This window comes from Paenibacillus sp. Y412MC10 (genome assembly GCF_000024685.1).
GTDB classification, from domain to species: domain Bacteria; phylum Bacillota; class Bacilli; order Paenibacillales; family Paenibacillaceae; genus Paenibacillus_AQ; species Paenibacillus_AQ lautus_A.
In genome coordinates, this window is record NC_013406.1 from 2,151,183 (window position 1) to 2,173,392 (window position 22,210).

The 22,210-nt window shown below is 53.3% G+C and carries 20 protein-coding genes; 19 read left to right on the forward strand and 1 reads right to left on the reverse strand.

The features are described 5' to 3' along the window. Positions 1 to 76 precede the first annotated feature (76 nt). The 9 genes from GYMC10_RS09155 to GYMC10_RS09195 all read left to right on the forward strand — a co-directional run bounded on the left by GYMC10_RS09155 (position 77) and on the right by GYMC10_RS09195 (position 8,290). Complete coding sequence (locus GYMC10_RS09155) at positions 77 to 409, forward strand: YlmC/YmxH family sporulation protein (protein WP_009589579.1); 333 nt, start codon at positions 77 to 79, stop codon at positions 407 to 409. A gap of 67 nt (positions 410 to 476) precedes the next feature. After that, positions 477 to 1,331, forward strand: a complete 855-nt coding sequence (gene pgeF / locus GYMC10_RS09160) for a peptidoglycan editing factor PgeF (protein ID WP_015734242.1) — start codon at positions 477 to 479, stop codon at positions 1,329 to 1,331. 8 nt (positions 1,332 to 1,339) lie between these two features. Beyond that, on the forward strand, positions 1,340 to 2,029 hold the full coding sequence (locus tag GYMC10_RS09165; protein WP_041621955.1) for a YggS family pyridoxal phosphate-dependent enzyme: 690 nt from the start codon (positions 1,340 to 1,342) through the stop codon (positions 2,027 to 2,029). Positions 2,030 to 2,031: 2 nt separating this feature from the next. Continuing rightward, positions 2,032 to 2,478: a cell division protein SepF gene (locus tag GYMC10_RS09170; RefSeq protein ID WP_009589651.1), complete on the forward strand. Its 447-nt coding sequence runs from the start codon at positions 2,032 to 2,034 to the stop codon at positions 2,476 to 2,478. Between the two features lie 8 nt (positions 2,479 to 2,486). Further along, positions 2,487 to 2,756, forward strand: coding sequence for a YggT family protein (locus GYMC10_RS09175; RefSeq protein WP_009589590.1), 270 nt, complete (start codon positions 2,487 to 2,489; stop codon positions 2,754 to 2,756). Between the two features lie 11 nt (positions 2,757 to 2,767). Continuing rightward, positions 2,768 to 3,553: an RNA-binding protein gene (locus GYMC10_RS09180; RefSeq protein WP_015734244.1), complete on the forward strand. Its 786-nt coding sequence runs from the start codon at positions 2,768 to 2,770 to the stop codon at positions 3,551 to 3,553. 170 nt (positions 3,554 to 3,723) lie between these two features. After that, positions 3,724 to 4,218 carry a DivIVA domain-containing protein gene (locus tag GYMC10_RS09185; RefSeq protein WP_009589591.1) on the forward strand — a complete coding sequence of 165 codons (495 nt, stop codon included), beginning with the start codon at positions 3,724 to 3,726 and terminating at the stop codon, positions 4,216 to 4,218. 405 nt (positions 4,219 to 4,623) lie between these two features. After that, a complete protein-coding gene (ileS, locus tag GYMC10_RS09190; RefSeq protein ID WP_015734245.1) occupies positions 4,624 to 7,713 on the forward strand; it encodes an isoleucine--tRNA ligase in 3,090 nt (1,029 codons plus the stop codon). 226 nt (positions 7,714 to 7,939) lie between these two features. After that, positions 7,940 to 8,290, forward strand: coding sequence for a DUF5665 domain-containing protein (locus GYMC10_RS09195; protein ID WP_015734246.1), 351 nt, complete (start codon positions 7,940 to 7,942; stop codon positions 8,288 to 8,290). 60 nt (positions 8,291 to 8,350) lie between these two features. On the opposite strand, the gene GYMC10_RS09200 is transcribed toward GYMC10_RS09195, so the two are convergent. Then, positions 8,351 to 9,091 (reverse strand): TraR/DksA C4-type zinc finger protein, encoded by a 741-nt coding sequence (locus GYMC10_RS09200; protein ID WP_015734247.1) that lies wholly within the window; start codon positions 9,089 to 9,091, stop codon positions 8,351 to 8,353. A 212-nt stretch (positions 9,092 to 9,303) separates the two neighbouring features. On the opposite strand from GYMC10_RS09200, the gene lspA reads away from it, so the two are divergent. The 10 genes from lspA to carB all read left to right on the forward strand — a co-directional run bounded on the left by lspA (position 9,304) and on the right by carB (position 22,210). Continuing rightward, entirely contained in the window at positions 9,304 to 9,804 is a 501-nt protein-coding gene (gene lspA, locus GYMC10_RS09205; protein ID WP_015734248.1) for a signal peptidase II, read from the forward strand. Then, the gene (locus GYMC10_RS09210; RefSeq protein ID WP_041621956.1) at positions 9,804 to 10,775 is read left to right on the forward strand and encodes an RluA family pseudouridine synthase; all 972 of its coding nucleotides are present in this window, start codon (positions 9,804 to 9,806) and stop codon (positions 10,773 to 10,775) included. Before lspA ends, GYMC10_RS09210 begins: the two co-directional genes overlap by 1 nt. 152 nt (positions 10,776 to 10,927) lie before the next feature. After that, positions 10,928 to 11,083 carry an RAxF-45 family protein gene (locus GYMC10_RS32495; protein ID WP_015734250.1) on the forward strand — a complete coding sequence of 52 codons (156 nt, stop codon included), beginning with the start codon at positions 10,928 to 10,930 and terminating at the stop codon, positions 11,081 to 11,083. A 142-nt stretch (positions 11,084 to 11,225) separates the two neighbouring features. Next, positions 11,226 to 13,187: a ribosomal protection-like ABC-F family protein gene (gene abc-f / locus GYMC10_RS09215; protein ID WP_015734251.1), complete on the forward strand. Its 1,962-nt coding sequence runs from the start codon at positions 11,226 to 11,228 to the stop codon at positions 13,185 to 13,187. Positions 13,188 to 13,338: 151 nt separating this feature from the next. Next, entirely contained in the window at positions 13,339 to 14,592 is a 1,254-nt protein-coding gene (locus GYMC10_RS09220) for an LL-diaminopimelate aminotransferase (protein ID WP_015734252.1), read from the forward strand. Between the two features lie 317 nt (positions 14,593 to 14,909). Continuing rightward, positions 14,910 to 15,470: a bifunctional pyr operon transcriptional regulator/uracil phosphoribosyltransferase PyrR gene (pyrR, locus tag GYMC10_RS09225; protein ID WP_015734253.1), complete on the forward strand. Its 561-nt coding sequence runs from the start codon at positions 14,910 to 14,912 to the stop codon at positions 15,468 to 15,470. After that, positions 15,470 to 16,381, forward strand: coding sequence for an aspartate carbamoyltransferase catalytic subunit (locus tag GYMC10_RS09230; protein ID WP_315971980.1), 912 nt, complete (start codon positions 15,470 to 15,472; stop codon positions 16,379 to 16,381). Before pyrR ends, GYMC10_RS09230 begins: the two co-directional genes overlap by 1 nt. A gap of 122 nt (positions 16,382 to 16,503) precedes the next feature. Further along, positions 16,504 to 17,805 (forward strand): dihydroorotase, encoded by a 1,302-nt coding sequence (locus GYMC10_RS09235; protein WP_009589657.1) that lies wholly within the window; start codon positions 16,504 to 16,506, stop codon positions 17,803 to 17,805. A gap of 60 nt (positions 17,806 to 17,865) precedes the next feature. Next, a complete protein-coding gene (locus tag GYMC10_RS09240; RefSeq protein ID WP_015734255.1) occupies positions 17,866 to 19,002 on the forward strand; it encodes a carbamoyl phosphate synthase small subunit in 1,137 nt (378 codons plus the stop codon). Between the two features lies 1 nt (position 19,003). Continuing rightward, positions 19,004 to 22,210, forward strand: coding sequence for a carbamoyl-phosphate synthase large subunit (gene carB / locus GYMC10_RS09245; RefSeq protein WP_015734256.1), 3,207 nt, complete (start codon positions 19,004 to 19,006; stop codon positions 22,208 to 22,210).

Sequence of the window (22,210 nt, forward strand, 5' to 3'; positions counted from 1 at the left end):
CATATATTGAACAGAGGGATGCGGATTGAACAGGGATGGACGGATAACCTTCAAATACATCTAAGGTGTGATGCTCATGATACCTGATAATCAAATGGTGGGGAAAAAGATGAAAATTTCCGATTTTCAAACAAAGGATGTTATTAATATCATCGACGGCAAGCGGCTCGGGCAAATCAGCGATTTGGAGCTGGATTTGCGGCAGGGCCGGATTGAAGCGATCGTGGTGCCGAGCTACGGCAAATTCATGGGGCTGTTCGGCGGCGGAAGCGATCTGATCATACCGTGGCGGAATATCGTCAAGATCGGCTCGGACGTGGTCCTTGTCAAAATGGAGGAACTGCGGAGAACGCCGGATGATCAGGAACCGGTGGAGTATCTGGATCGTCCTGACCGTCGATCCTTCTAACCAAACGGCGGGTTCATATGTCTCCGGCGTATGTTTTCTGTTACACTGATCATAGAGGTGAATGTTCATGGAACCGTTTGTTAGTCAAGATCGGCAGACACCGAGTCTGTTTGTGATCCAAAAATGGGAAGGGAAGTCAGCGGCCGCACTCACGGCCGGGTTCACGGGCCGGCATGGCGGCGTGAGCCGGATACCCTATGACAGTTTGAATTTGGCCTTTCATGTCGGAGACGAGCCGGGCGACATTGTCGAGAACCGGAAGCGGGTCGCCGCGGCGCTCGGCTTTTCTCTCGAAGACTGGACGTGCGGCGAGCAGGTGCACGGCATCCGGATTGGCGTCGTTCATGATAAGGACAGGGGCAGAGGGAGCTTGGACCGGGCCTCGGCCTATCAAGATACGGACGGGCTTGTAACCGATGTTCCCGGCGTGTTGCTGACTTCCTTCTACGCGGATTGCGTGCCGCTGTATTTCTGGGACCCGGTCACGGGCGCCGTCGGTCTGGCCCACGCGGGCTGGAAAGGCACCGTGGGCGGCATAGCCGAACAAATGGTGGTCAGGATGTCTGCGGAATACGGAAGCTTGCCTCGGAACCTCCATGCAGCCATCGGTCCGTCGATCGGCGAATGCTGTTACGAGGTGGACGATCGGGTCATGGAGCGTGTCCGCGAACTCGGAATCGAAGGATTCTCAGGCGATAAAGTTACAAATTCAGCTTTTTATATCGACAAGGGACACGGGAAATACATGCTGAACTTGAAAGAAATAAACAGACACATTATGATTAAAGCAGGAATATTGGCGGAACATATCGAATGTACATCATGGTGTACAAGCTGCAATCACGATCGGTTCTTCTCCTATCGCAAAGATGGAGGGACTACGGGTCGGATGGCGAGTTGGATCGGGATGAGAAAGAGGTGAGTCGTCCCTTGAGTTTGAAGGAACGTATCGATCAAGTGGAACAGCGAATAACGGAGGCTTGCGCAAGAAGCGGCAGGGACCGGAATGATGTGAATATGATTGCGGTCACGAAATATGTCTCCTTGGATATGACGGCTTCGGTACTGGATCACGGACTTTTGCATATCGGCGAGAACCGCTGGCAGGATGCCCAGGCGAAGTGGAATGCACTCGGCAACCGCGGCACATGGCATTTCATCGGCCATCTTCAGACCAATAAGGTCCGGGATGTCATTGATAAATTTCAATATATTCATTCGCTCGACCGCTTGTCTTTGGCCCATGAGCTGGAGAAGCGGGCGGCTGCGCTGAATCTGCAGGTATCCGCCTTGATGCAGGTCAATATCTCCGGTGAGGAATCCAAGTACGGCTTGCCTCCCGAGCAAGCAGCCGAGTTTTTGAAGGAAATCAACAGTCTTTCGCACGTAAAGGTAACCGGACTCATGACCATGGCTCCATACGAATCGTCGGCGGAGCAGACGCGTCCTGTATTTCGTGGTTTAAGACAACTAAGAGATGAGCTGAACGAGCAGGCGCTTACGGCGGAGCCATTGACCGAATTGTCCATGGGCATGTCCAATGACTTTGAAGTTGCCATAGAGGAAGGGGCGACCTGGGTGCGTCTCGGCTCAATTTTAGTAGGGAAAGAGGAGGATTGACGATGGGCGTGATGAACCGGTTTATGAATTTCTTGGGACTGCAAGAGGAAGAAGAAGTTGTGGAACGCGAGGTTCTGGCCTCGCAGGAAGAGCCGGTGGAGGCAACGCCGTTTGATCATCGGAAAAACCAAAAGAGCGGCAATATCGTTAGCATTCATTCGCAGAAGAACGTTAAGGTTGTATTAGTCGAGCCTCGTTCATATGATGAAGCACAGGAGATTGCAGATCATCTGCGGTCATTCCGAACGGTTGTGGTCAACCTTCAGCGCGTGAGGAATGATCAGGCGTTGCGCATTATCGATTTTCTTAGCGGAACCGTTTATGCGCTTAGCGGCGGAATCTCGAAGGTGGGCGGGAACATCTTCCTATGCACGCCGGATACCGTTGAGATCCAAGGTTCGATCTCGGAGATTCTAGCAGACGAGCATGAATATAACAGAATGAGGTGATTTAGGCTTTGACCTACGAAATTATTAGCGTTGTTAGCACGCTATTCCGTATTTACTTCTACATGATTTTGGTTTATGTCCTGATGTCCTGGCTTCCGAATGTGAGGGAAAGCTTTGTCGGGGAGCTGCTTGGCAAGCTGGTAGAGCCATATCTTGCGCCTTTCCGCCGGTTCATTCCGCCGATTATGGGCATGATCGATATTTCCCCGATTATCGCGCTGTTTGTGCTGCAGCTGGCAGAGCGCGGCGTATACGCCATTCTCGGATATATCCTGTAGCAGGTGAATGAATGATGAAACTGGACATCTACGATCATTTTCACAAGGACGAACGGGAATTTGTGGACCGGGCTTGGGAATGGGTGGTCAATGCCGGACAATATCATGAAACCAAGCTGACGGATTTCCTGGATCCCAGGCAGCGGTTCATTCTGGAATCGCTCGTGAATCGTCATCCGGACGTGCATGCCCTGTTTGATGGCGGACATGCTGATGCCGAACGCGTGCGGGCGATGATTGCTCCGGATTACCGGGCGCTTGAAGGCGAGGATCTGAAGATGAAGGTGCTCAGCATCTCTTCCGGAGATCAGAAGTTTCTGGAGCTGGAGCATGGCGATTATATGGGGTCGATACTGGGTCTGGGCATTAAGAGATCCAAGATCGGTGATATCCATGTGCTTGCGGACGGCTGCCATGCGGTCGTTGCCGACGATATCAGCGCCTTCCTGCATCTGAATCTCAGCCAGGTCCACCGGGTGCATGTCATGACGGATCTGCTGCCGCTGGACAAGCTTCAGGTGGCCCGAACGAATTTTGAAGCGATGGACATTACGGTATCTTCCATGAGACTGGACGGAATCGCCAGCGATGCCTACCGGATCAGCCGCACAAAAATCATCGTGCCGATCAAGGCTGGCAGGTGCCGCGTCAACTGGAAAGTGGAAGAGGATCCCTCCACGAATTTAAAAGAAGGCGATGTCGTCTCCATCCAAGGATTTGGACGTTTTAAAGTACTGGAGACGGGCGGCCTGACGAAAAAAGGGCGGTACCGTATCAAGGTTGGGAAATATGCTTGACCTTTGAAGGAATTGCCGTTTTTTTGTCGAAACCATACAGGGAACATTCAAAATGACAATGGATTTGCCGATAAATCGTAAATGACCGCTATTGTCTTCACGGACGGTGGTTTGGCTAACACAGCGGACGGACCGTCCTGTAAGGCCCATATATTTAGGAGGTGCACACCATGCCATTGACACCGCTTGATATACATAACAAGGAATTCGCCCGTCGAATTCGCGGTTATGATGAGGACGAGGTCAACGAGTTTTTGGATCAGATTATTAAGGATTATGAAAGTGTGATCCGGGAGAATAAAGAATTAGGCAACCAGCTGATGGCGATGCAAGAAAGACTGGATCATTTTTCGAATATTGAGGAAACCTTATCGAAGACCATCATTGTCGCCCAGGAGGCGGCGGATGAGCTGAAGAACAACGCGAAGAAGGAGGCTCAGCTGATCGTTAAGGAATCCGAGAAGAATGCGGACCGGATCATTAACGATGCGCTCGGGAAATCCCGCAAAATCGCGCTGGAGGTTGAAGAGCTGAAGAAGCAGGCCTCCATCTACCGCACCCGTTTCCGCTCCTTGGTAGAGGCTCAGCTGGAGCTTCTGAAGCAGGAAGGCTGGGAGACGCTGGAGAACCGCGAACCGAGTCTGGAGCCGAAAGAGGTATACTAGGCGGGTATCCGGTTGACTTTTTCCGCGAAGTCGTCTATAACTAATAACATATTGTTGATTCATACCGTAATTCGTTGATGGGAATAGTACGCGAAGGATCTGTCCCCCAGAGAGCCGGCAGTTGCTGAAAGCCCGGCGTTCAGGCCTAGCAGAAGATCATCCCGGAGAAGTGAAGCTGAAGCGCTGTGACCGCGTGCGTAAGCTAAGCCGTCTGCCGAACGTTATATCGGACCTTGCCTTACGAACAGGGCATGGACATTGAGGTGTCGCTTGCGCAGGCTTCCATTAGAAGTCGGCCGGGCGAAATTAGGGTGGTAACGCGAGAACAGGTTCTCGTCCCTTGGGGGACGGGGCCTTTTTTTATGTTCACAGAACATTTACGAATAAGGTGAAAGGAAGATCTGCATGAACAGAGTAGACGTCAAGGAGAAGGCGCGGGCAAGAGAGCTGCGCATCTTGAACAAATGGAACGAGGAGAACACGTTCAAGAAATCAATCGAGCTGCGGGCCGGCAAGCCGAATTATGTATTTTACGAAGGTCCGCCGACCGCGAACGGTGCGCCTCATATCGGTCACGTGCTCGGCCGCGTCATCAAGGATTTTGTAGGCCGCTACCAGACGATGAAGGGCTACCATGTCGTTCGTAAAGCGGGCTGGGATACGCACGGGCTTCCGGTTGAGCTGGGCGTAGAGAAGCAGCTGGGCATCTCCGGCAAGCAGGAAATCGAGAATTATGGCGTGGAGGCCTTTATCAAAAAGTGTAAAGCCAGCGTATTTGAATATGAGCATAAATGGCGCGAGCTGACCGAAGCGATTGCGTATTGGACCGATCTGGATCATCCGTACATCACGCTTGAGAACAACTACATCGAGAGCGTATGGAACATTTTGGCGACGATTCATGACAAGGGCCTTCTGTACCGCGGCCACCGCGTAAGCCCGTACTGCCCTTGCTGTCAGACGACACTGAGCTCCCACGAAGTGGCACAGGGGTATGAGGATGTTAAAGACCTGAGCGCAACGGCGAAGTTTAAGCTGCATGACAGCGGAGAGTATGTGCTGGCATGGACGACGACGCCTTGGACGCTGCCATCCCACGTGGCGCTCGCCGTGAATCCGGATATGGATTACGCGCGCGTCGAGCAGGAGGACGGCATCTATATCGTGGCTAAGAATTTGGTAGAGGATGTTATGAAAGGCGACTTCACCGTTCTATCGACGCTGAAAGGTTCCGAGCTGGTCGGCAAGACTTACGATCCTCCGTTCCCGTATGTAAAAGCGGAAAAATCGAACATCGTTGTCGGCGCATCCTTTGTTACCGATGCAAGCGGTACGGGAATTGTACACATGGCTCCTGCGCACGGCGAAGACGACTACCGCGTATGCCGCGAGAATGGCATCAGCTTCGTGAGCGTCGTGAACGGCCACGGCCGTTATACCGATGAAGTGACGGATTTTGCCGGACGTTTCGTCAAGGATTGCGATCTGGACATCGTGAAGGCATTGTCCGAAAAAGGACTTCTGTACAGCAAAGAGAAATACGAGCACAGCTACCCGTTCTGCTGGCGCTGTAAATCCCCGCTGCTCTATTATGCGATGGAGAGCTGGTTTATCGAAACGACGGCGGTTAAGGATCAGCTGATCGCGAACAACAACGAGGTGACCTGGTATCCGGGCCATGTACGGGAGGGACGCTTCGGCAAATTCCTTGAAGACCTGGTCGACTGGAATATCAGCCGGAACCGTTACTGGGGAACGCCGCTTAACGTATGGGTCTGCGATTCTTGCGAAGGGCAGTTCTCGCCGCACAGCATTGCGGAGCTTCGGGCTAACGCCGTAGGCGAGATGGCGGAGGATCTGGAGCTGCACAAGCCCTATGTGGATGAAGTGAAAGTCAAATGCCCGCACTGTGAAGGCGGCGTGATGGAACGGACCTCGGAAGTCATCGACGTATGGTTTGACAGCGGATCGATGCCGTATGCGCAATACCATTATCCATTCGAGGACAAGGAGAAGTTCGAACAGCAGTATCCTGCCGATATGATCTGCGAAGGGATTGACCAGACGCGCGGATGGTTCTACAGCTTGCTCGCCGTATCGACCCTCTTCACCGGTAAAGCGCCTTATAAAGCGGTCATGGCCACGGGCCATATTCTCGATGAGAACGGACAGAAGATGTCCAAGTCCAAGGGCAACGTCATCGATCCTTGGGAAATCATCGAGGAGTACGGCACGGATGCGTTCCGTTGGGCGCTGCTCGCCGACAGTGCGCCATGGAACAGCAAACGTTTCTCGAAAGGAATTGTCGGCGAAGCCAAATCCAAGGTTGTGGATACGCTGGTGAACACCCATGCGTTCCTGACATTGTATGCCGGCATCGACGGCTATGATCCGAAGGAGCATGACTTCAAGGGATCGAACCACAAGCTGGACCGCTGGATTCTCTCCCGCTTGAACAGCTTGATTCAAGTGGTTGACAAGGGATTGGCCGTCAATGATTTCCTTAACGCGGCCAAGGCGATCGAAGCTTATGTGGATGAGCTGAGCAACTGGTATATCCGTCGTTCGCGCGATCGTTTCTGGGGCAGCGGACTCGGTGAAGATAAGCTGGCCGCTTACGGGACGCTTACGCACGTGCTGTTGACGCTATCCAAGCTGATGGCACCATTCACGCCGATGCTGTCCGAAGATATCTTCGTCAACCTGGGCGGCGGCGAGAGCGTGCATCTGGCCGACTTCCCGCAAGCCGACGAAGCGTTGATCGACAAAGCGCTCGAGCAGGACATGGAGACGGCAAGACAGATCGTAGAGCTTGCGCGGAACGTCCGCAATGAGACAGGAATCAAGACGCGTCAGCCGCTGTCCAACCTCATCGTATCCATGGATCGCGAGTTCGATCTCGCGGGGTATGAAGACATCATCAAGGACGAGATCAACGTCAAAGCGATTGAGGTGGAGACCAGCGACAGCGGGTTCGTTGATTTCACGCTGAAAATGAACCTGAAGGTCGCAGGCAAGAAATACGGTAAAAATATCGGCTTCCTGCAAGGTTTCCTAAAGGGAATGAGCAGTGACGAGACCCGCAAGGTGGTCCAATCGGGCGGCGTGAACGTAACTTCACCGGAAGGCGAAGAATTGCAGATCACGTCCGAAGAGCTGCTGGTAGAGAAGAAGGCGAAGGAAGGCTTTGCATCCGCTTCGGGTTACGGGTTAACCGTTGCGCTTAATACGGATATCACGCCGGAGCTGGAGCAGGAAGGCTGGGTTCGCGAAGTGGTGCGTGCCGTGCAGGATACGCGCAAGAAGCTGGACCTCCCGATCGAGAAGCGGGTCAATCTGACCCTCGATACGGATGATGAGCTTCAAGCTGCGATCACCGCATTTGAAGATGTGCTGCGCGAAAACGTTCTGGTTAACGATTTGAAATACGGACAAAGCGAAGGCATGGAGCGGGTTGAGCTTGGCGGCAAAACCATTGGCATCCATATCGTCTGAGAATCGTTGATATTATTAAACCACCGCCATGAAATGGCGGTGGTTTTTTGCTGTCCCCAGCACCGGCTTTGTTCGGAGGATTCCGTGCGAATGAGATGCTTCCAACAGATGCATAATAATCAGCGAATTCTCATGCATGTTATGCAAGGTTTCAAGCAGGAAGAAAGCGGATCCTGATCTGTTTTTTCCAGAGTCTGCCTAGTATAGTGGCAAGGGGGCGGTGAATATGGCAGAGAAGCCGGAAAATGCGTTATCAACCGAAAAGAATAAATCGCTTGTGGAAGCAGAGCGGGACCAATTGGGCGCCATACACCGCATGACCACGGACATCGCGCAGCAGCTGGAGAAGGCCAGGATCGCGGAATACACCCAGCTGTTGAACCGCCCCTGGAAATTGATATGGACCAATCTGCTGGCCGGGTCGGCACGCGGCGTGGGAATCGCGATCGGGTTTACTTTTTTTGCGGCAACCATCATATATGCCCTTCAGGCGCTTGGCGCGCTGAATTTGCCTATTATCGGCGATTACATCGCGGATATTGTCCGGATTGTTCAGCGGCAGCTTGAACTGACGTAATGGGATTATGTAATGCCCGGCAGCCGCTGCAAGTCATATGCTGCCGGGTAAGACGCTTAATCAGCTGAATGATTCATCATCCGGGTCGCCATTGGGGTCAAGGAGATAACTTCCTTCGCCCCGGTTCAGGTAATCGACATATTGGGGACTGCGTACGATAAACACTTCCGAGCCATCGATATTGGTGGCAACGAAGTTTTCGTACACCTCCACGAACCCGCCTTGATCGTCGCCATTCTCGATATCCATTTCGTTATAGCTGTCCATTTCGTTACCTTCCGCCAAAGCTGGGGAGTTGGAGTTCCCCCAGCTTTCAACGATCTGCCAGGCGTCCTCGCCGTCAAATGCAGCATATTCGTGCTCATCCATACTGGATTTTCCGAAAGCGGGAGCTAGAACGTCCTCCTCGATCGGACGGTCGCGGGACACGCGCTCCCGAGGCGTATGTTCTACGCAATATTGCGTATCCGGGATAACCTCCAACCGCTCGTACGGAATGGGCTGGCTGCAGGTAAGGCACACGCCGTAACGGCCATGATGAATGGCTTCCAGCGAAAAAATAACCCGCTGCAGCTCCTGATCCACCCTATCCTGAAGCGCGAGGTCTTTTCCTCTTTCAAACACCTCGGTTCCCACATCGCCAGGGTGATTATCAATATGGGACAGCTCGCCGGTCATATCTCGCTCCGATTCTCCCAGCCCGTGTTGGTCGTTATTGACCATGCGCCGTTCAAGTTCAACCTTTCGATCCATCAGCTTTTGTTGCAAATTATGAAGTTGCTCCTGAGTGAGATGCGACATGTCAGGCTCCTTTCATGGTCCCGAAGTTGACCTTCTTGGTTCATAGGTATAGAGTGCACCCTTCGATAAGGTTTTACTGACGGAAAATGTTCTCGCCGCTGGACAGGAATGGACGGTTTCTGAGCCGCTGTGCTACAATAAGACGAGTTACGGACCGATCAGCGAAGGAGTTCGCCTGATTGGAGAAGACAAGAACGGAGTGACATAAACAAGTGGTATATTATTTGATTGCATTTGTTTTATTTCTTATCGATCAGGGAACCAAGTACTTGATTGCTACCAGGCTCGAGCTTTATGAACAAATACCGGTTATCGGGGATTTCTTCCTGATTACGTCCAGCCGAAACCGGGGAGCCGCGTTCGGCATACTCCAGGATCAGTTATGGTTTTTCATCGTTGTTACGCTAATCGTTGTGGGCGGAATCGTCTGGTATCTCCAGAAGGTATCCAAAGAAGGACGCAAGCTGCTGCCTACCGCGCTTGCGCTTGTACTTGGAGGGGCACTCGGAAACTTCATCGATCGATTGATAATGGGAGAGGTCGTCGATTTCCTGCAGTTTAATTTTGGCAGCTACACCTTCCCGATCTTCAATATTGCCGATTCTTGCATCGTGATTGGCGTGGGATTGATCATATTGGACACGCTTCTGGAAGGAAGACGCGAGAAGATGCAGACAACAAGTGAAGTTTCTGGCACAGAAGGGACTGAATGATGGTGCAAGACGGTAAGGATACAGATACGGATTGGACAGATGAGAACGGTCAGGAAACGGAAGCCAGCGAATGGACGGTGGATGCCGACGCTGCCAAAACCCGTATCGATAAATACCTAACGGAAAATCTTGGGGAAGATGTGTCGCGTTCCCAAGTTCAGTTATGGATTGCGGACGGACATGTGAGCGTGAACGATGGCCCAATCAAGTCGAATTACAAAGTGAGTCAGGGTGACCGCATCGTGCTGAAGGTTCCCGAGCCATCGGCCGTCGAGATCATTCCCGAGGACATCCCGCTTGAGATCGCGTTTGAAGACGGGGACGTGATTGTCGTAAACAAGCCGAGAGGAATGGTTGTCCATCCGGCTCCGGGACATTCGTCCGGCACGCTAGTGAATGCATTGATGTTTCACTGCAAGGATTTATCGGGAATCAATGGAGAGCTTCGCCCCGGCATCGTCCATCGGATCGATAAGGATACTACGGGCCTGATCATGGCCGCGAAGAATGATAAAGCCCATGCTTCGCTGGCCGCCCAGTTGAAGGAGCACAGCGTGAACCGCCGTTATTTGGCGTTGGTGCACGGCAATATCAGCCATGATCAGGGAACCATTGACGCACCGATCGGCCGGGACGCCCAGGATCGCAAACTGTATACCGTCACGGACCGGAACAGCAAACATGCGGTGACGCATTTTACCGTGGTGGAACGGTTCGGAGATTACAGTCTCCTCGAGCTGAAGCTGGAGACGGGTCGTACCCATCAAATTCGCGTGCACATGAAATATATCGGGCATCCTCTCGTAGGGGATCCCGTTTACGGCAAGAGCAAGGGGATCAAATTGAACGGACAAGCGCTTCATGCGGCCGTATTGGGTTTCGTCCATCCTTCGACCGGGGAATATAAGGAGTTTTCGGCACCGATGCCGAGCGATATGAATGAGCTGTTGACGATTTTAAGGGGCCGCTAGCGGTCCCTTTTCGCATGTTTAAGCATGGGGTCCCACAAAGGATTTAGAGTAAGCATCAAAGCATGGGCTCCACTTTGCTGGGCTATTTGTCTTGCCTTCCAAACCATGGATATGGTATAGTGACGATAACTTTGATGAAGGAGGTGAGCAGGATGAATATCGAGATGGTCAACAACCGTATTAGCCAGCTGCCTATCGCTATAGCTGGCATTGTTCATGCATTTCTCAACAACGGGAGAGGTCTGTCCAATTTTAATGATACGAGTTGTACCATCGCGAGAAGTCACCTGCCTGCCTGCACGGATTAAGCCAATTTAAGGCTTACGATTCTTAAGGGTCCGCGGAGCTTGCTCTGTGGACCCTTTTTGCGTTGCAGTCCGGTTCTTCTCCCTAATTCATGCGCTCGAACAGAGATTTGGTATTGTTCGCAGCATACAGGAGGAACCAAGAATGAATATGATCAATGTACAGAAACTGACGCAATACCACGGGGCCCAGCTTGTATTGGACGGGATAACGTTTGAAATACAGGAAGGCGAGAAGGTAGCGCTTATCGGCAGAAACGGAAGCGGCAAGTCCACGCTGATGCGCCTGCTTGCCGGATTGGATCAGCCGAACGAAGGGCAGCTTGCCATCAAGAAGGATACAGTGATCGGGTATGTGGAGCAGATACCGAGCCATATGGATTCCTGGACGGTGCTGGATGTACTGTCCCATGGGTTGATTCACTTGAAGGAATACCGCGCGGAGATGACGGAACTGGAGAAGAGAATGAGTGATCCGGGCATCGCCGGGAATGCAGAGCTGCTTGATCGTGTGCTGCGTCGTTACTCGGCGCTCCAGGAACGGTTTGAAGCGGAAGGCGGTTATGAGCTGGAAGCCAGCATCGACAAAATCGCTACCGGGCTGCAAATACCCAAGAGCGAGTACGGACTGGCATTCGGCTCGTTGTCGGGAGGAGAGCAAACCCGCGTCGTGCTGGCATCGCAGCTGATCGTACAGCCGGATCTGCTCCTGCTCGATGAACCGACGAATCATCTGGATTTGGCTCGCACGGAATGGCTGGAGGAATTTTTGCGGGAATACCCGGGTACCTGCGTCATTATTTCTCACGACCGGTATTTTCTCGATCGGGTGGTGACCAAGACGGTAGAGCTCGAGGACGGAGAGGCATTCTCTGCCCAGGGTGGTTATACCGCATTCATGAAAGACAAGGAAGAACGGCTGCTGCAGCAGTTCGCCGATTACCAGGAGCAGCAGAAAGTGATCAAGAAGATGAAGGAATCCATCAAGCAGCTGGAGGAATTCGGCCGGATCGGCGGCAACGAGAAATTTTTTAAGCGGGCGGCTTCCATGCGGCGAGCGCTGGAACGGATGGAGAAGGTCAAGCGACCTGTGCTGGAACGAAGGCAGGCCGATTTCGAGCTTCATCCTCAGGATCGTTCCGGCCGCCGTGTGGCATACTTTGAACAAGTTGAGGTTCGCTATGGGAATCAGGCGGTGCTGGGAGGGGCTTCCGGTCTTATCGAATTCGGCGAAAAAATTGCGCTGATGGGTCCGAACGGCAGCGGAAAAACGACGCTGTTCAAAGTGATGGTGGGCGAGCTTATGCCCGACTCCGGGTCCCTTGAATGGGGCGCGCGAGTCGACGTGGGATATCTGGCCCAGCAGGAGGAGCCGAAAATTCCGAAGGAAACGGTGCTCCAATATTTTCGGGAGAACGCCGGGGTTGAAGAGGGAGAGGCCCGGGGGATTTTGGCAAGATATCTGTTCTATGGCGCGGCCGTGTTCCGATCGGTGGGCCAGCTGTCAGGCGGTGAATGGACACGATTGAGGCTGGCGCTCCTTATCCATCAAAAGCCGAACCTGCTGCTCCTGGATGAACCTACGAACCATCTGGATATTGCTTCCCGGGAGGCCTTGGAGGATGCGCTGCAGGGGTATCAGGGGACCGTTCTTGCCATTTCCCACGACCGTTATTTCGTAAACCAAGTGTCAGGCAAGGTGTGGGATTTGAACCAAGGGACGCTGACCGTCTTTCATGGAAATTATGATGATTTCCGGGCCAAGAAAGACCAGCTTGAAGCCGCATTGCAGTCAAGAGAACTCTCAGCTGGTACGAATGCCGTTTCTTTACCAAGGGAGACGCCGCCGTCCAAAGCCAACGAAAAGCCCGGCCAGAAATTCGAACGCAACCATCCTGATCGCTCTGCCGCGGAAAGATCCAAATGGCTGGAAGAGGAGATCGCCCGTTTGGAGACCCGCATCCGGCAGCTGGACGGTTGGCTTGAAACGGAAGGCTCGATAAGCGGCAATTCGGACATGTCGCTGCTCGAAGAGCGTTGGAACGAGCGGGAGTCGCTGGCAGCAAGCCGCGACGAGCTCCTAGCGGAATGGCTGGAGCTGTCTTAACCGACTTCGTGCAGGGAGGCCATGGTGTGTATCAGCTCCGACTCAACCTAAAAAGTACAAATCATCTGATATATAATGCATGGCTCCAGTCGTGATTTTCCTGCATATTTAGGATGTGTAACAAAGCTAGAGTAGGAGATGAATACAAATCATGAGCATGGATAAATATCAGGAAACGTACATTCAACAGAGCTTTGCCGATCGGATCGGCGGTGCTAATTACGGTAAAGATACGGCCATTTATAAATTCGAGAAGATCAAGAGAGCAAAGGCGGCTGCGAAGCAGGAGCATCCTGATACCGAATTGATCGATATGGGAGTTGGCGAGCCGGATGAGATGGCGGATGCAGGCATCGTGGCAAAGCTGGCGGAAGAGGCGGCGAAGCGGGAAAACCGCGGATATGCGGATAACGGGATTCCGGAGTTCAAGGAAGCGGCTGTTCGCTATTTGAGCAATGTATTCGGCGTCGAAGGCATCGATGCGTCCACGGAAGTGCTGCACTCCATCGGCTCCAAGCCGGCGCTGGCCATGCTGCCGTCCTGCTTCATCAACCCGGGCGACATCACGATCATGACGGTTCCCGGATATCCTGTGCTCGGCACGCATACCAAGTATTTGGGCGGCGAAGTCTACAATGTGGAGCTGAAAAAAGAGAATGCATTTCTGCCGGATCTCGGCTCGATCCCTGAGGACATTGCCCGCCGTGCCAAACTGCTCTACCTGAACTATCCGAACAACCCGACGGGGGCCAGCGCAACGGCCGAATTCTTCGCCGAGGTTGTCGAGTGGGCCCGCAAATATGGCGTGGTGGTTGTTCATGACGCACCTTATGCTGCGCTCACTTACGATGGCTTGAAGCCGCTGAGCTTCCTGTCCGTTCCTGGAGCGAAGGATGTCGGCGTGGAGCTTCACTCCCTGTCGAAATCCTACAACATGACGGGGTGGCGCATTGGCTTCATCGCCGGCAACCCGCTGGTGGTTAAAGCGTTTGGCGACGTGAAGGACAACAACGATTCCGGACAATTCATCGCCATCCAAAAGGCTGCCGCTTACGGTCTGGATCATCCGGAAATTACGGAGAAGATCGCCGAGAAGTATTCCCGCCGCCACAACATGCTGGTCGACGTGCTGAACGGACTCGGTTTTACGGCGGAGAAGCCCAAAGGCTCCTTCTTCCTGTATGTGGAGGCTCCGAAAGGCGTCAAAGGCGGACGCCGTTTTGAATCTGGGGAAGACTTCTCCCAGTACCTGATTCGCGAGAAATTGATCTCCACCGTTCCTTGGGATGATGCAGGACACTTCGTTCGTTTCTCCGTTACCTTCATTGCCGACGGCGAGGAGGAAGAGAAACGCGTCATTTCCGAAATTCGCAGAAGACTCAGCGATGTGGAATTCGAGTTTTAATTCAAGGCTATGAACATGCTTGGAACGCGACAACGTTCGACATGATTGCTGTTGACATCTCTTGTAGGGTCTGTCATAATGGGATCAATCGAATAGCACCTTTAAATCAGTCCCGTGAGGCTGGCAAGGTAACGTGAACCGAGGTTCATTAACAGGAGGCATGGCTCTGTCTGCGGATAGATGCTGCGCTTTCCACACCATCTCTATGAGATCAACTCCTTGTCCAGCCGGGCAAGGAGTTTTTTTGTGTGGAATGAATCCACGGATCGTCAGGAACGATAAAGGGCTAATCAAACGTTTAGAAGGAGGACAAGAGGATGAGCAACGAACAGCATGTGATAATGGACGAGACGGCCATCCGCCGCGCGCTAACGAGAATTGCCCATGAAATATTGGAAAAAAATAAAGGGATCGAGGATTGCGTATTGGTCGGGATCCGCACGCGCGGCGTGTTTCTGGCCCAGAGAATCGCGGAGCGAATGAACGAGATCGAAGGTACTCCGATTCCTTGGGGAGAGATCGACGTGACCTCCTACCGCGATGACCGGGACAGCAAGGGAGCCGCTGCGGAACGGGGAGAGGGAGCGAAGCACAGCCTAGCGCACCTGAACATCCATGACAAGAAGGTTATTTTGTTTGATGACGTGCTGTACACCGGCCGGACGATTCGGGCAGCGATGGACGCCCTGATGGACTGCGGACGGCCTAGAATGATACAGCTTGCGGTTTTGGCAGACCGGGGGCATCGCGAGCTGCCGATCCGGCCGGATTATATAGGAAAGAACGTTCCTACCTCCAAACAAGAGGAAATTACGGTGGCATTAACCGAAATCGACGGCAAGGACGAAGTGACCATTAGCCAAAGAGAGGAACGATAATCATGACAACAGCCATTTCATTGAAAGAACGCAGCCTCTTAGGTTTGAAGGATATTAGCAGAGACGAAATCGGATCCATCCTGAATCGGGCGGCATATTGGGAAGCGCAGTCCGAGAAAGTGGTGCCGGTACTTCAATCGAAATTTGCGGTTAATATGTTCTTCGAGAACAGCACCAGAACGAGATTCTCGTTTGAAATGGCTGAGAAAAGACTCGGTGCCCAGGTCATGAACTTTGCGGCGGCAGCATCCAGCGTCGAGAAAGGCGAGTCGATCTACGATACCGTCAGAACGCTGGAATCCATGGGAATCGACGCGGGCGTCATCCGGCTGAAGCCAGCCGGCGTGCTGCAGGAGCTGGCGGAGCGGATCTCGATTCCGCTGGTCAATGCGGGCGACGGCAACAATGAGCATCCCACGCAGGCGCTGCTTGATCTATACACGATGAAGAAAAGCTTCGGCGAGCTTAAGGGATTAACGGTATCCATCATCGGGGACATCAAGCACAGCCGGGTTGCTCGTTCGGATCTGTGGGCCCTGCAGAAGTTCGGAGCCCATGTGCAGTTCTGCGCGCCGGAAACGATGCAGGCTCCGGAGCTGGCTCAGTATGCGCCTTACGTATCGATGGAAAAGGCGCTCAAGGCCGATGTGGTGATGATGCTGAGAGTTCAGCTGGAACGCCATAACGAAGGGGTGTTCAAATCCAGCGCGGAGTACCGGGAGCAGTACGGCTTGACGGAAGAGCGGGCGGCCAAGCTGTCGGGTCACACCATGATTATGCATCCGGCACCGGTGAACCGCAACGTTGAAATCGACGACGCGGTCGTGGAAAGCCCGAGATCGATGATATTCAAGCAGATGGCGAACGGAGTGCCCATTCGCATGGCGGTCATGGAACGGGCGATGGTCTGATTCGAACATGCGGAATACGGTTTACAGAATGAATAAATATTAATAATTATACACAAACATGAATTTTTATTATACAATATACAAAGAAGCGAACGGTGCTTCTGCTGCGGAGGGGAACCAAGATGCAAATGCAAGTGATAAAGAATGCCAAAGTGATCAATGAACAAGGACAGCTCGAAGATAAACATATCGTCATTGCAGACGGATTGATTCAGTCGGTTGCGAGCGATATCGCAGCCTTGCCGGAACCGGGCGATCACGTTCAGATCATCGATGCCGAGGGCAAGCTGGTCACGCCGGGATTCATCGATATGCATGTGCACTTGAGAGAGCCGGGTTATGAGCACAAGGAAACCATCGAGAGCGGCAGCCGCTCGGCAGTCAAAGGCGGTTTCACCACCATCGCCTGCATGCCGAACACAAGACCGGTGACCGATACGCCGGAAACGGTGAAGCTCGTGCTGGATAAAGCCAGCGAGGCGAATCTTGCGAAGGTGCTGCCATATGCAGCCATTACGAAGAACGAGCTGGGCCGCGAACTGACGGACTTTGAGGCCTTGAAGGCCGCGGGTGCGATCGGATTTACGGACGACGGCGTCGGTGTGCAGAACGCACAGATGATGAAAGATGCCATGAATAAAGCGAAAGCGCTGGGCATGCCGGTCATTGCGCACTGCGAGGATGACTCGCTGGTAAAAGGAGCTTGCGTGACCGAGGGCAAATTCGCTCAGCAGCACGGCCTGAAAGGAATACCGAACGAGTCGGAAGCGATCCATGTCGGGCGCGACATTCTGCTGACCGAAGCCACCGGCGTGCATTACCATGTATGCCATGTGAGCACGGAGCAGTCCGTAAGATTGATCCGCCAGGCAAAAGCGATCGGCATCTCGGTAACGGCCGAGGTATGCCCGCATCATCTGGTTCTCTCCGACGAAGACATTCCCGGCCTTGATGCAAACTGGAAGATGAACCCGCCGCTGCGCACACCGCGTGATGTGGAGGCTTGTATAGAAGGTCTGCTGGATGGAACGCTTGATATGATCGTAACGGATCATGCACCGCATAGCGCGGAAGAGAAAGCAAAAGGCATGGAGCTGGCTCCCTTCGGCATCGTGGGATTCGAAACGGCGTTCCCGCTGCTCTACACCAAGTTTGTCGCCACAGGAAAATGGGATCTCGCCCTGCTCGTAAAACGGATGACAAGCGATCCGGCAAGAGTATTCGGTCTTGCAACGGGTGTCCTGGAAGCCGGTAAAGCAGCGGACCTGACCATGATCGATCTCGAAGCGGAGAAAGAAGTGAACCCGGAAGAGTTCGCAACAAAAGGCCGCAACACGCCATTTACAGGCTGGAAGCTGAAAGGCTGGCCCGTGATGACTTGGGTGGACGGCGAAGTGAAATGGTCCGAACAAAACGGATTCTAAGTAACAAATAGGCAAAAGACTTATAAAATAAATTACACATAGATGACAGGAGTGATCGGGATGCAGGCAAGATTGTTACTGGAGGACGGAACGCTGTTCAGCGGAAAATCCTTCGGCGCGGATGCTGAAATGACCGGAGAGGTTGTTTTCAATACAGGGATTACAGGATATCAAGAGGTGCTGAGCGACCCGTCCTATTGCGGACAGATCGTAACCATGACGTACCCTTTGATCGGCAACTACGGCATCACGCGGGATGACTTTGAATCCATTCGGCCGTTCGTTCACGGATTCGTCGTTCGTCGTCATGAGCCTGTTCCCAGCAACTGGCGTGCAGAATACAGCGTTGACAGCCTGTTGAAGGAATACGGAATTCCGGGGATCAGCGAGATCGATACGCGGATGTTAACCCGTATCATCCGTCATTACGGTACGATGAAGGGCATTCTGACCACTTCCAACAAACCGGTGGAAGAGCTTAAGGAGATGCTCGGCGATACGACGATCGCCGAACTCCGCAACCAGGTGGCAAAAACCTCAACGCCGCAAATGTTTACGAGTCCAGGTTCGAAGGAACGGATCGTTCTGGTCGACTTCGGTGCAAAAAGCGGGATTCTGCGCGAATTGACGTCCCGCGGGTGTGACGTCATGGTCGTTCCGCATGACACGACGGCCGATGAAATCCGCAGACTTCACCCGGACGGCATTCAGTTGTCCAACGGCCCTGGGGACCCGAAAGACGTGCCTTACGCAGTCAACATGGTCAAAGAACTGCTCGGCGAATATCCGATCTTCGGCATCTGCCTTGGCCACCAATTGTTTGCGCTGGCTGCGGGCGCGGACACCGAGAAGCTGAAATTCGGACACCGCGGCGGAAACCATCCGGTAAAAGAGCTTGCCAGCGGACGCTGCTACATCACTTCCCAAAACCACGGATACACCGTAAACGAAGAATCCGTCAAAGGGACGGAGCTGGAAGTTACGCATATCAACAACAACGATAAAACGATCGAAGGCTTGAAGCACTCGAAATTCCCGGCCTTCTCGGTGCAATACCATCCTGAAGCTGCGCCTGGCCCGCACGACAGCAGCTATCTGTTCGATCAATTCCTTAAAATGATAAGAGACCATAAACAGAATGAAATCCGGAAACCGCGCCAGGCGGTTCTGGCCGCAGCCGTGAAAGGAGCTCAATAATATGCCTAAACATGATACATTGAAAAAAATACTCGTCATCGGCTCCGGTCCGATCGTCATCGGGCAAGCAGCGGAATTCGACTACGCTGGAACTCAAGCCTGCCAGGCACTGAAAGAAGAAGGCATGGAGGTCGTGCTGATCAACAGCAACCCGGCGACCATCATGACCGACACCAACATGGCGGATAAAGTATACATCGAGCCGATCACGCTGGACTTCGTTACCCAGATCATCCGTCAAGAGCGTCCGGACGGACTGCTCCCGACGCTTGGAGGACAAACAGGGCTGAACATGGCGGTTGAGCTTGCCCGCGCCGGAATTCTGGAGCAGGAAAACGTCAAACTGCTCGGAACGCAGCTGGAATCGATCGAAAAAGCCGAAGACCGCGACTTGTTCCGTGAGCTGATGCGCGAATTGGATCAGCCCGTGCCGGAGAGCACGATCGTAACGACCCTGGAAGAGGCGCTTGAGTTCGCGAATGAGATCGGTTATCCGGTGATCGTGCGTCCGGCCTACACGCTTGGCGGCACCGGCGGCGGCATTTGCGCAACCGAAGAGGAGCTGCGCGAAACGGTCAGCTCCGGACTTCGCTACAGCCCGATCACGCAGTGCCTGATCGAGAAGAGCATTGCGGGAATGAAAGAAGTCGAGTACGAGGTTATGCGCGACGCCAACGATAACTGCATCGTGGTATGTAACATGGAGAACTTCGATCCGGTCGGCGTTCATACCGGCGACAGCATCGTCGTGGCGCCAAGCCAAACGCTATCTGACCGCGAATATCAAATGCTCAGATCCGCATCGCTGAAAATCATCCGCGCCCTGAACATCGAAGGCGGATGCAACGTGCAGTTCGCGCTGGATCCGAACAGCTATCAATATTACGTCATCGAGGTAAACCCTCGGGTCAGCCGCTCATCCGCGCTGGCTTCCAAAGCAACGGGCTATCCGATCGCGAAGATGGCAGCAAAAATCGCGATGGGTTACACCCTGGACGAGATCGTTAACCCGGTAACGGGCCAGACGTATGCTTGCTTCGAGCCTACGCTGGATTACATCGTCAGCAAAATTCCGCGCTGGCCGTTCGACAAGTTCATCCATGCCAACCGGAAGCTGGGCACCCAGATGAAAGCAACCGGCGAAGTGATGGCAATCGGCCGCACCTTCGAAGAATCGATCCATAAAGCGGTCCGCTCCCTGGAAATCGGCGTGCACCGTCTATACCTGAAAGGCGCGAACGAGCTGAGCGATGAAGTTCTCCAGCAGCGCCTGATCAAAGCCGACGATGAGCGGATGTTCCTGATCGCGGAAGCGTTCCGCCGGGGCTATGATCTGCAGCAGATTCAGGACCTGACGAAGATCGACTGGTGGTTCCTGGACAAAATCGAACGCCTGATCAAGTATGAAGACCATATTCGCAGCGAAGCGTCGCTGACTTACGAAACGCTGTACGAAGCGAAGCGTCTCGGCTTTACGGATCGTGCCATCGCCGAGCTCCGCGCAGAAGGCAAGGCCAGCACGCACACGACTGAGGAGTCGATCGGATTCCTCCGCCGCGAGCACGGATTGCGTCCGGTTTACAAAATGGTGGATACCTGCGCAGCGGAGTTTGAAGCAACGACGCCGTACTACTACTCCACCTACGAAACGGAGAATGAAGTCATCGAATCCGCGAAGGAGAAAGTCATTGTGCTCGGCTCCGGTCCGATTCGGATCGGTCAAGGGATCGAATTCGACTACTCCACGGTGCATGCCGTATGGGCCATCCAGAAGGCGGGATATGAAGCGGTTATCATCAACAACAACCCGGAGACCGTATCCACCGACTTTAATACGTCGGACCGTCTCTACTTCGAACCTCTGTTCTTCGAAGATGTCATGAATGTCATCGAGCAGGAGAAGCCGATCGGCGTCATCGTGCAGTTCGGCGGGCAGACGGCGATCAACCTCGCGGAGCCGCTCAGCAAAGCGGGCGTGAAGATTCTGGGCACAAGCCTGGAGAGCATTGACGAAGCCGAGGACCGCAAGAAATTCGAAGCGCTTCTGTCCCGATTGGAGATCGCCCAGCCGAAAGGTAAAACCGTAACGTCGGTCGATGATGCCGTAGAAACGGCACAATCGCTGGGCTACCCCGTGCTCGTAAGACCTTCGTATGTACTGGGTGGACGCGCCATGGAGATTGTATACTCCGACAGCGAGCTTCTGAGCTACATGAAAGAGGCGGTTAAGATCAACCCGGATCATCCGGTTCTGATCGACCGCTACATGATGGGTAAAGAAGTGGAGGTAGACGCGATTTGTGATGGCGAGACGGTGCTGATTCCAGGCATCATGGAGCATGTAGAACGTGCAGGCGTTCACTCCGGAGACTCGATTGCGGTATATCCTCCTCAGTACTTGTCCCAGGATCTGAAAGACAAGATTGCGGAAATTACGATCAAGATTGCCAAAGAGCTGAATACACGCGGACTTGTCAACATCCAGTTCGTTATCTATAAAAATGAAGTGTACGTGATTGAAGTGAATCCGCGTTCTTCCCGGACGGTTCCGTTCCTTAGCAAGGTTACAGGCATCCCGATGGCCAACCTGGCAACGCAAGCCATTATGGGCGGCAAGCTGAAGGATCTCGGATACGAGGAAGGCATGTGGCCGGAAAGCGAGCATGTATCGGTTAAAGTACCGGTCTTCTCCTTCGCGAAGCTTCGCCGCGTTGAGCCGACTCTCGGACCGGAAATGAAATCGACCGGCGAGGTTATGGGCCGTGACGTGAAGTATGCCAAGGCGCTGTATAAAGGCCTCATCGGTGCAGGCATGAAGATTCCTTCAACTGGCGCAATCATCGCTACCATTGCAGATAAAGATAAAGCCGAAGCTGCAGCGCTGCTGAAAGGCTTCCATAAGCTAGGTTATAAAATCATCGCAACAGGCGGTACTGCAGCATCATTGAAAGAAGCGGGCCTTGACGTGACGACCATCAACAAGCTGTCCGAAGGCACGCCGAACATTCTGGATATGATCCGCACAGGTGAAGCGAATTTCGTCTTTAACACATTGACCAAAGGTAAAACACCACAGCGCGACGGATTCCGCATTCGCCGTGAAGCGGTAGAGAACGGCGTTGTATGCATGACCTCGCTCGATACGGTTCGTGAGCTTCTGACGATGCTGGAGACCATCAACTTCTCCTCTGAAGCGATGCCGGTTTAA

Coding starts and splice junctions, on each gene's coding strand:
- GYMC10_RS09220 (WP_015734252.1), top strand. CDS start 13,339: ATGAGCATGGATAAATATCAGGAAACGTACATTCAACAGAGCTTTGCC.
- GYMC10_RS32495 (WP_015734250.1), top strand. CDS start 10,928: ATGAATATCGAGATGGTCAACAACCGTATTAGCCAGCTGCCTATCGCT.
- GYMC10_RS09170 (WP_009589651.1), top strand. CDS start 2,032: ATGGGCGTGATGAACCGGTTTATGAATTTCTTGGGACTGCAAGAGGAA.
- GYMC10_RS09195 (WP_015734246.1), top strand. CDS start 7,940: ATGGCAGAGAAGCCGGAAAATGCGTTATCAACCGAAAAGAATAAATCG.
- pgeF (WP_015734242.1), top strand. CDS start 477: ATGGAACCGTTTGTTAGTCAAGATCGGCAGACACCGAGTCTGTTTGTG.
- GYMC10_RS09235 (WP_009589657.1), top strand. CDS start 16,504: ATGCAAATGCAAGTGATAAAGAATGCCAAAGTGATCAATGAACAAGGA.
- GYMC10_RS09185 (WP_009589591.1), top strand. CDS start 3,724: ATGCCATTGACACCGCTTGATATACATAACAAGGAATTCGCCCGTCGA.
- GYMC10_RS09155 (WP_009589579.1), top strand. CDS start 77: ATGATACCTGATAATCAAATGGTGGGGAAAAAGATGAAAATTTCCGAT.
- ileS (WP_015734245.1), top strand. CDS start 4,624: ATGAACAGAGTAGACGTCAAGGAGAAGGCGCGGGCAAGAGAGCTGCGC.
- GYMC10_RS09200 (WP_015734247.1), bottom strand. CDS start 9,091: ATGTCGCATCTCACTCAGGAGCAACTTCATAATTTGCAACAAAAGCTG.
- GYMC10_RS09240 (WP_015734255.1), top strand. CDS start 17,866: ATGCAGGCAAGATTGTTACTGGAGGACGGAACGCTGTTCAGCGGAAAA.
- carB (WP_015734256.1), top strand. CDS start 19,004: ATGCCTAAACATGATACATTGAAAAAAATACTCGTCATCGGCTCCGGT.
- GYMC10_RS09210 (WP_041621956.1), top strand. CDS start 9,804: ATGGTGCAAGACGGTAAGGATACAGATACGGATTGGACAGATGAGAAC.
- pyrR (WP_015734253.1), top strand. CDS start 14,910: ATGAGCAACGAACAGCATGTGATAATGGACGAGACGGCCATCCGCCGC.
- abc-f (WP_015734251.1), top strand. CDS start 11,226: ATGAATATGATCAATGTACAGAAACTGACGCAATACCACGGGGCCCAG.
- GYMC10_RS09180 (WP_015734244.1), top strand. CDS start 2,768: ATGATGAAACTGGACATCTACGATCATTTTCACAAGGACGAACGGGAA.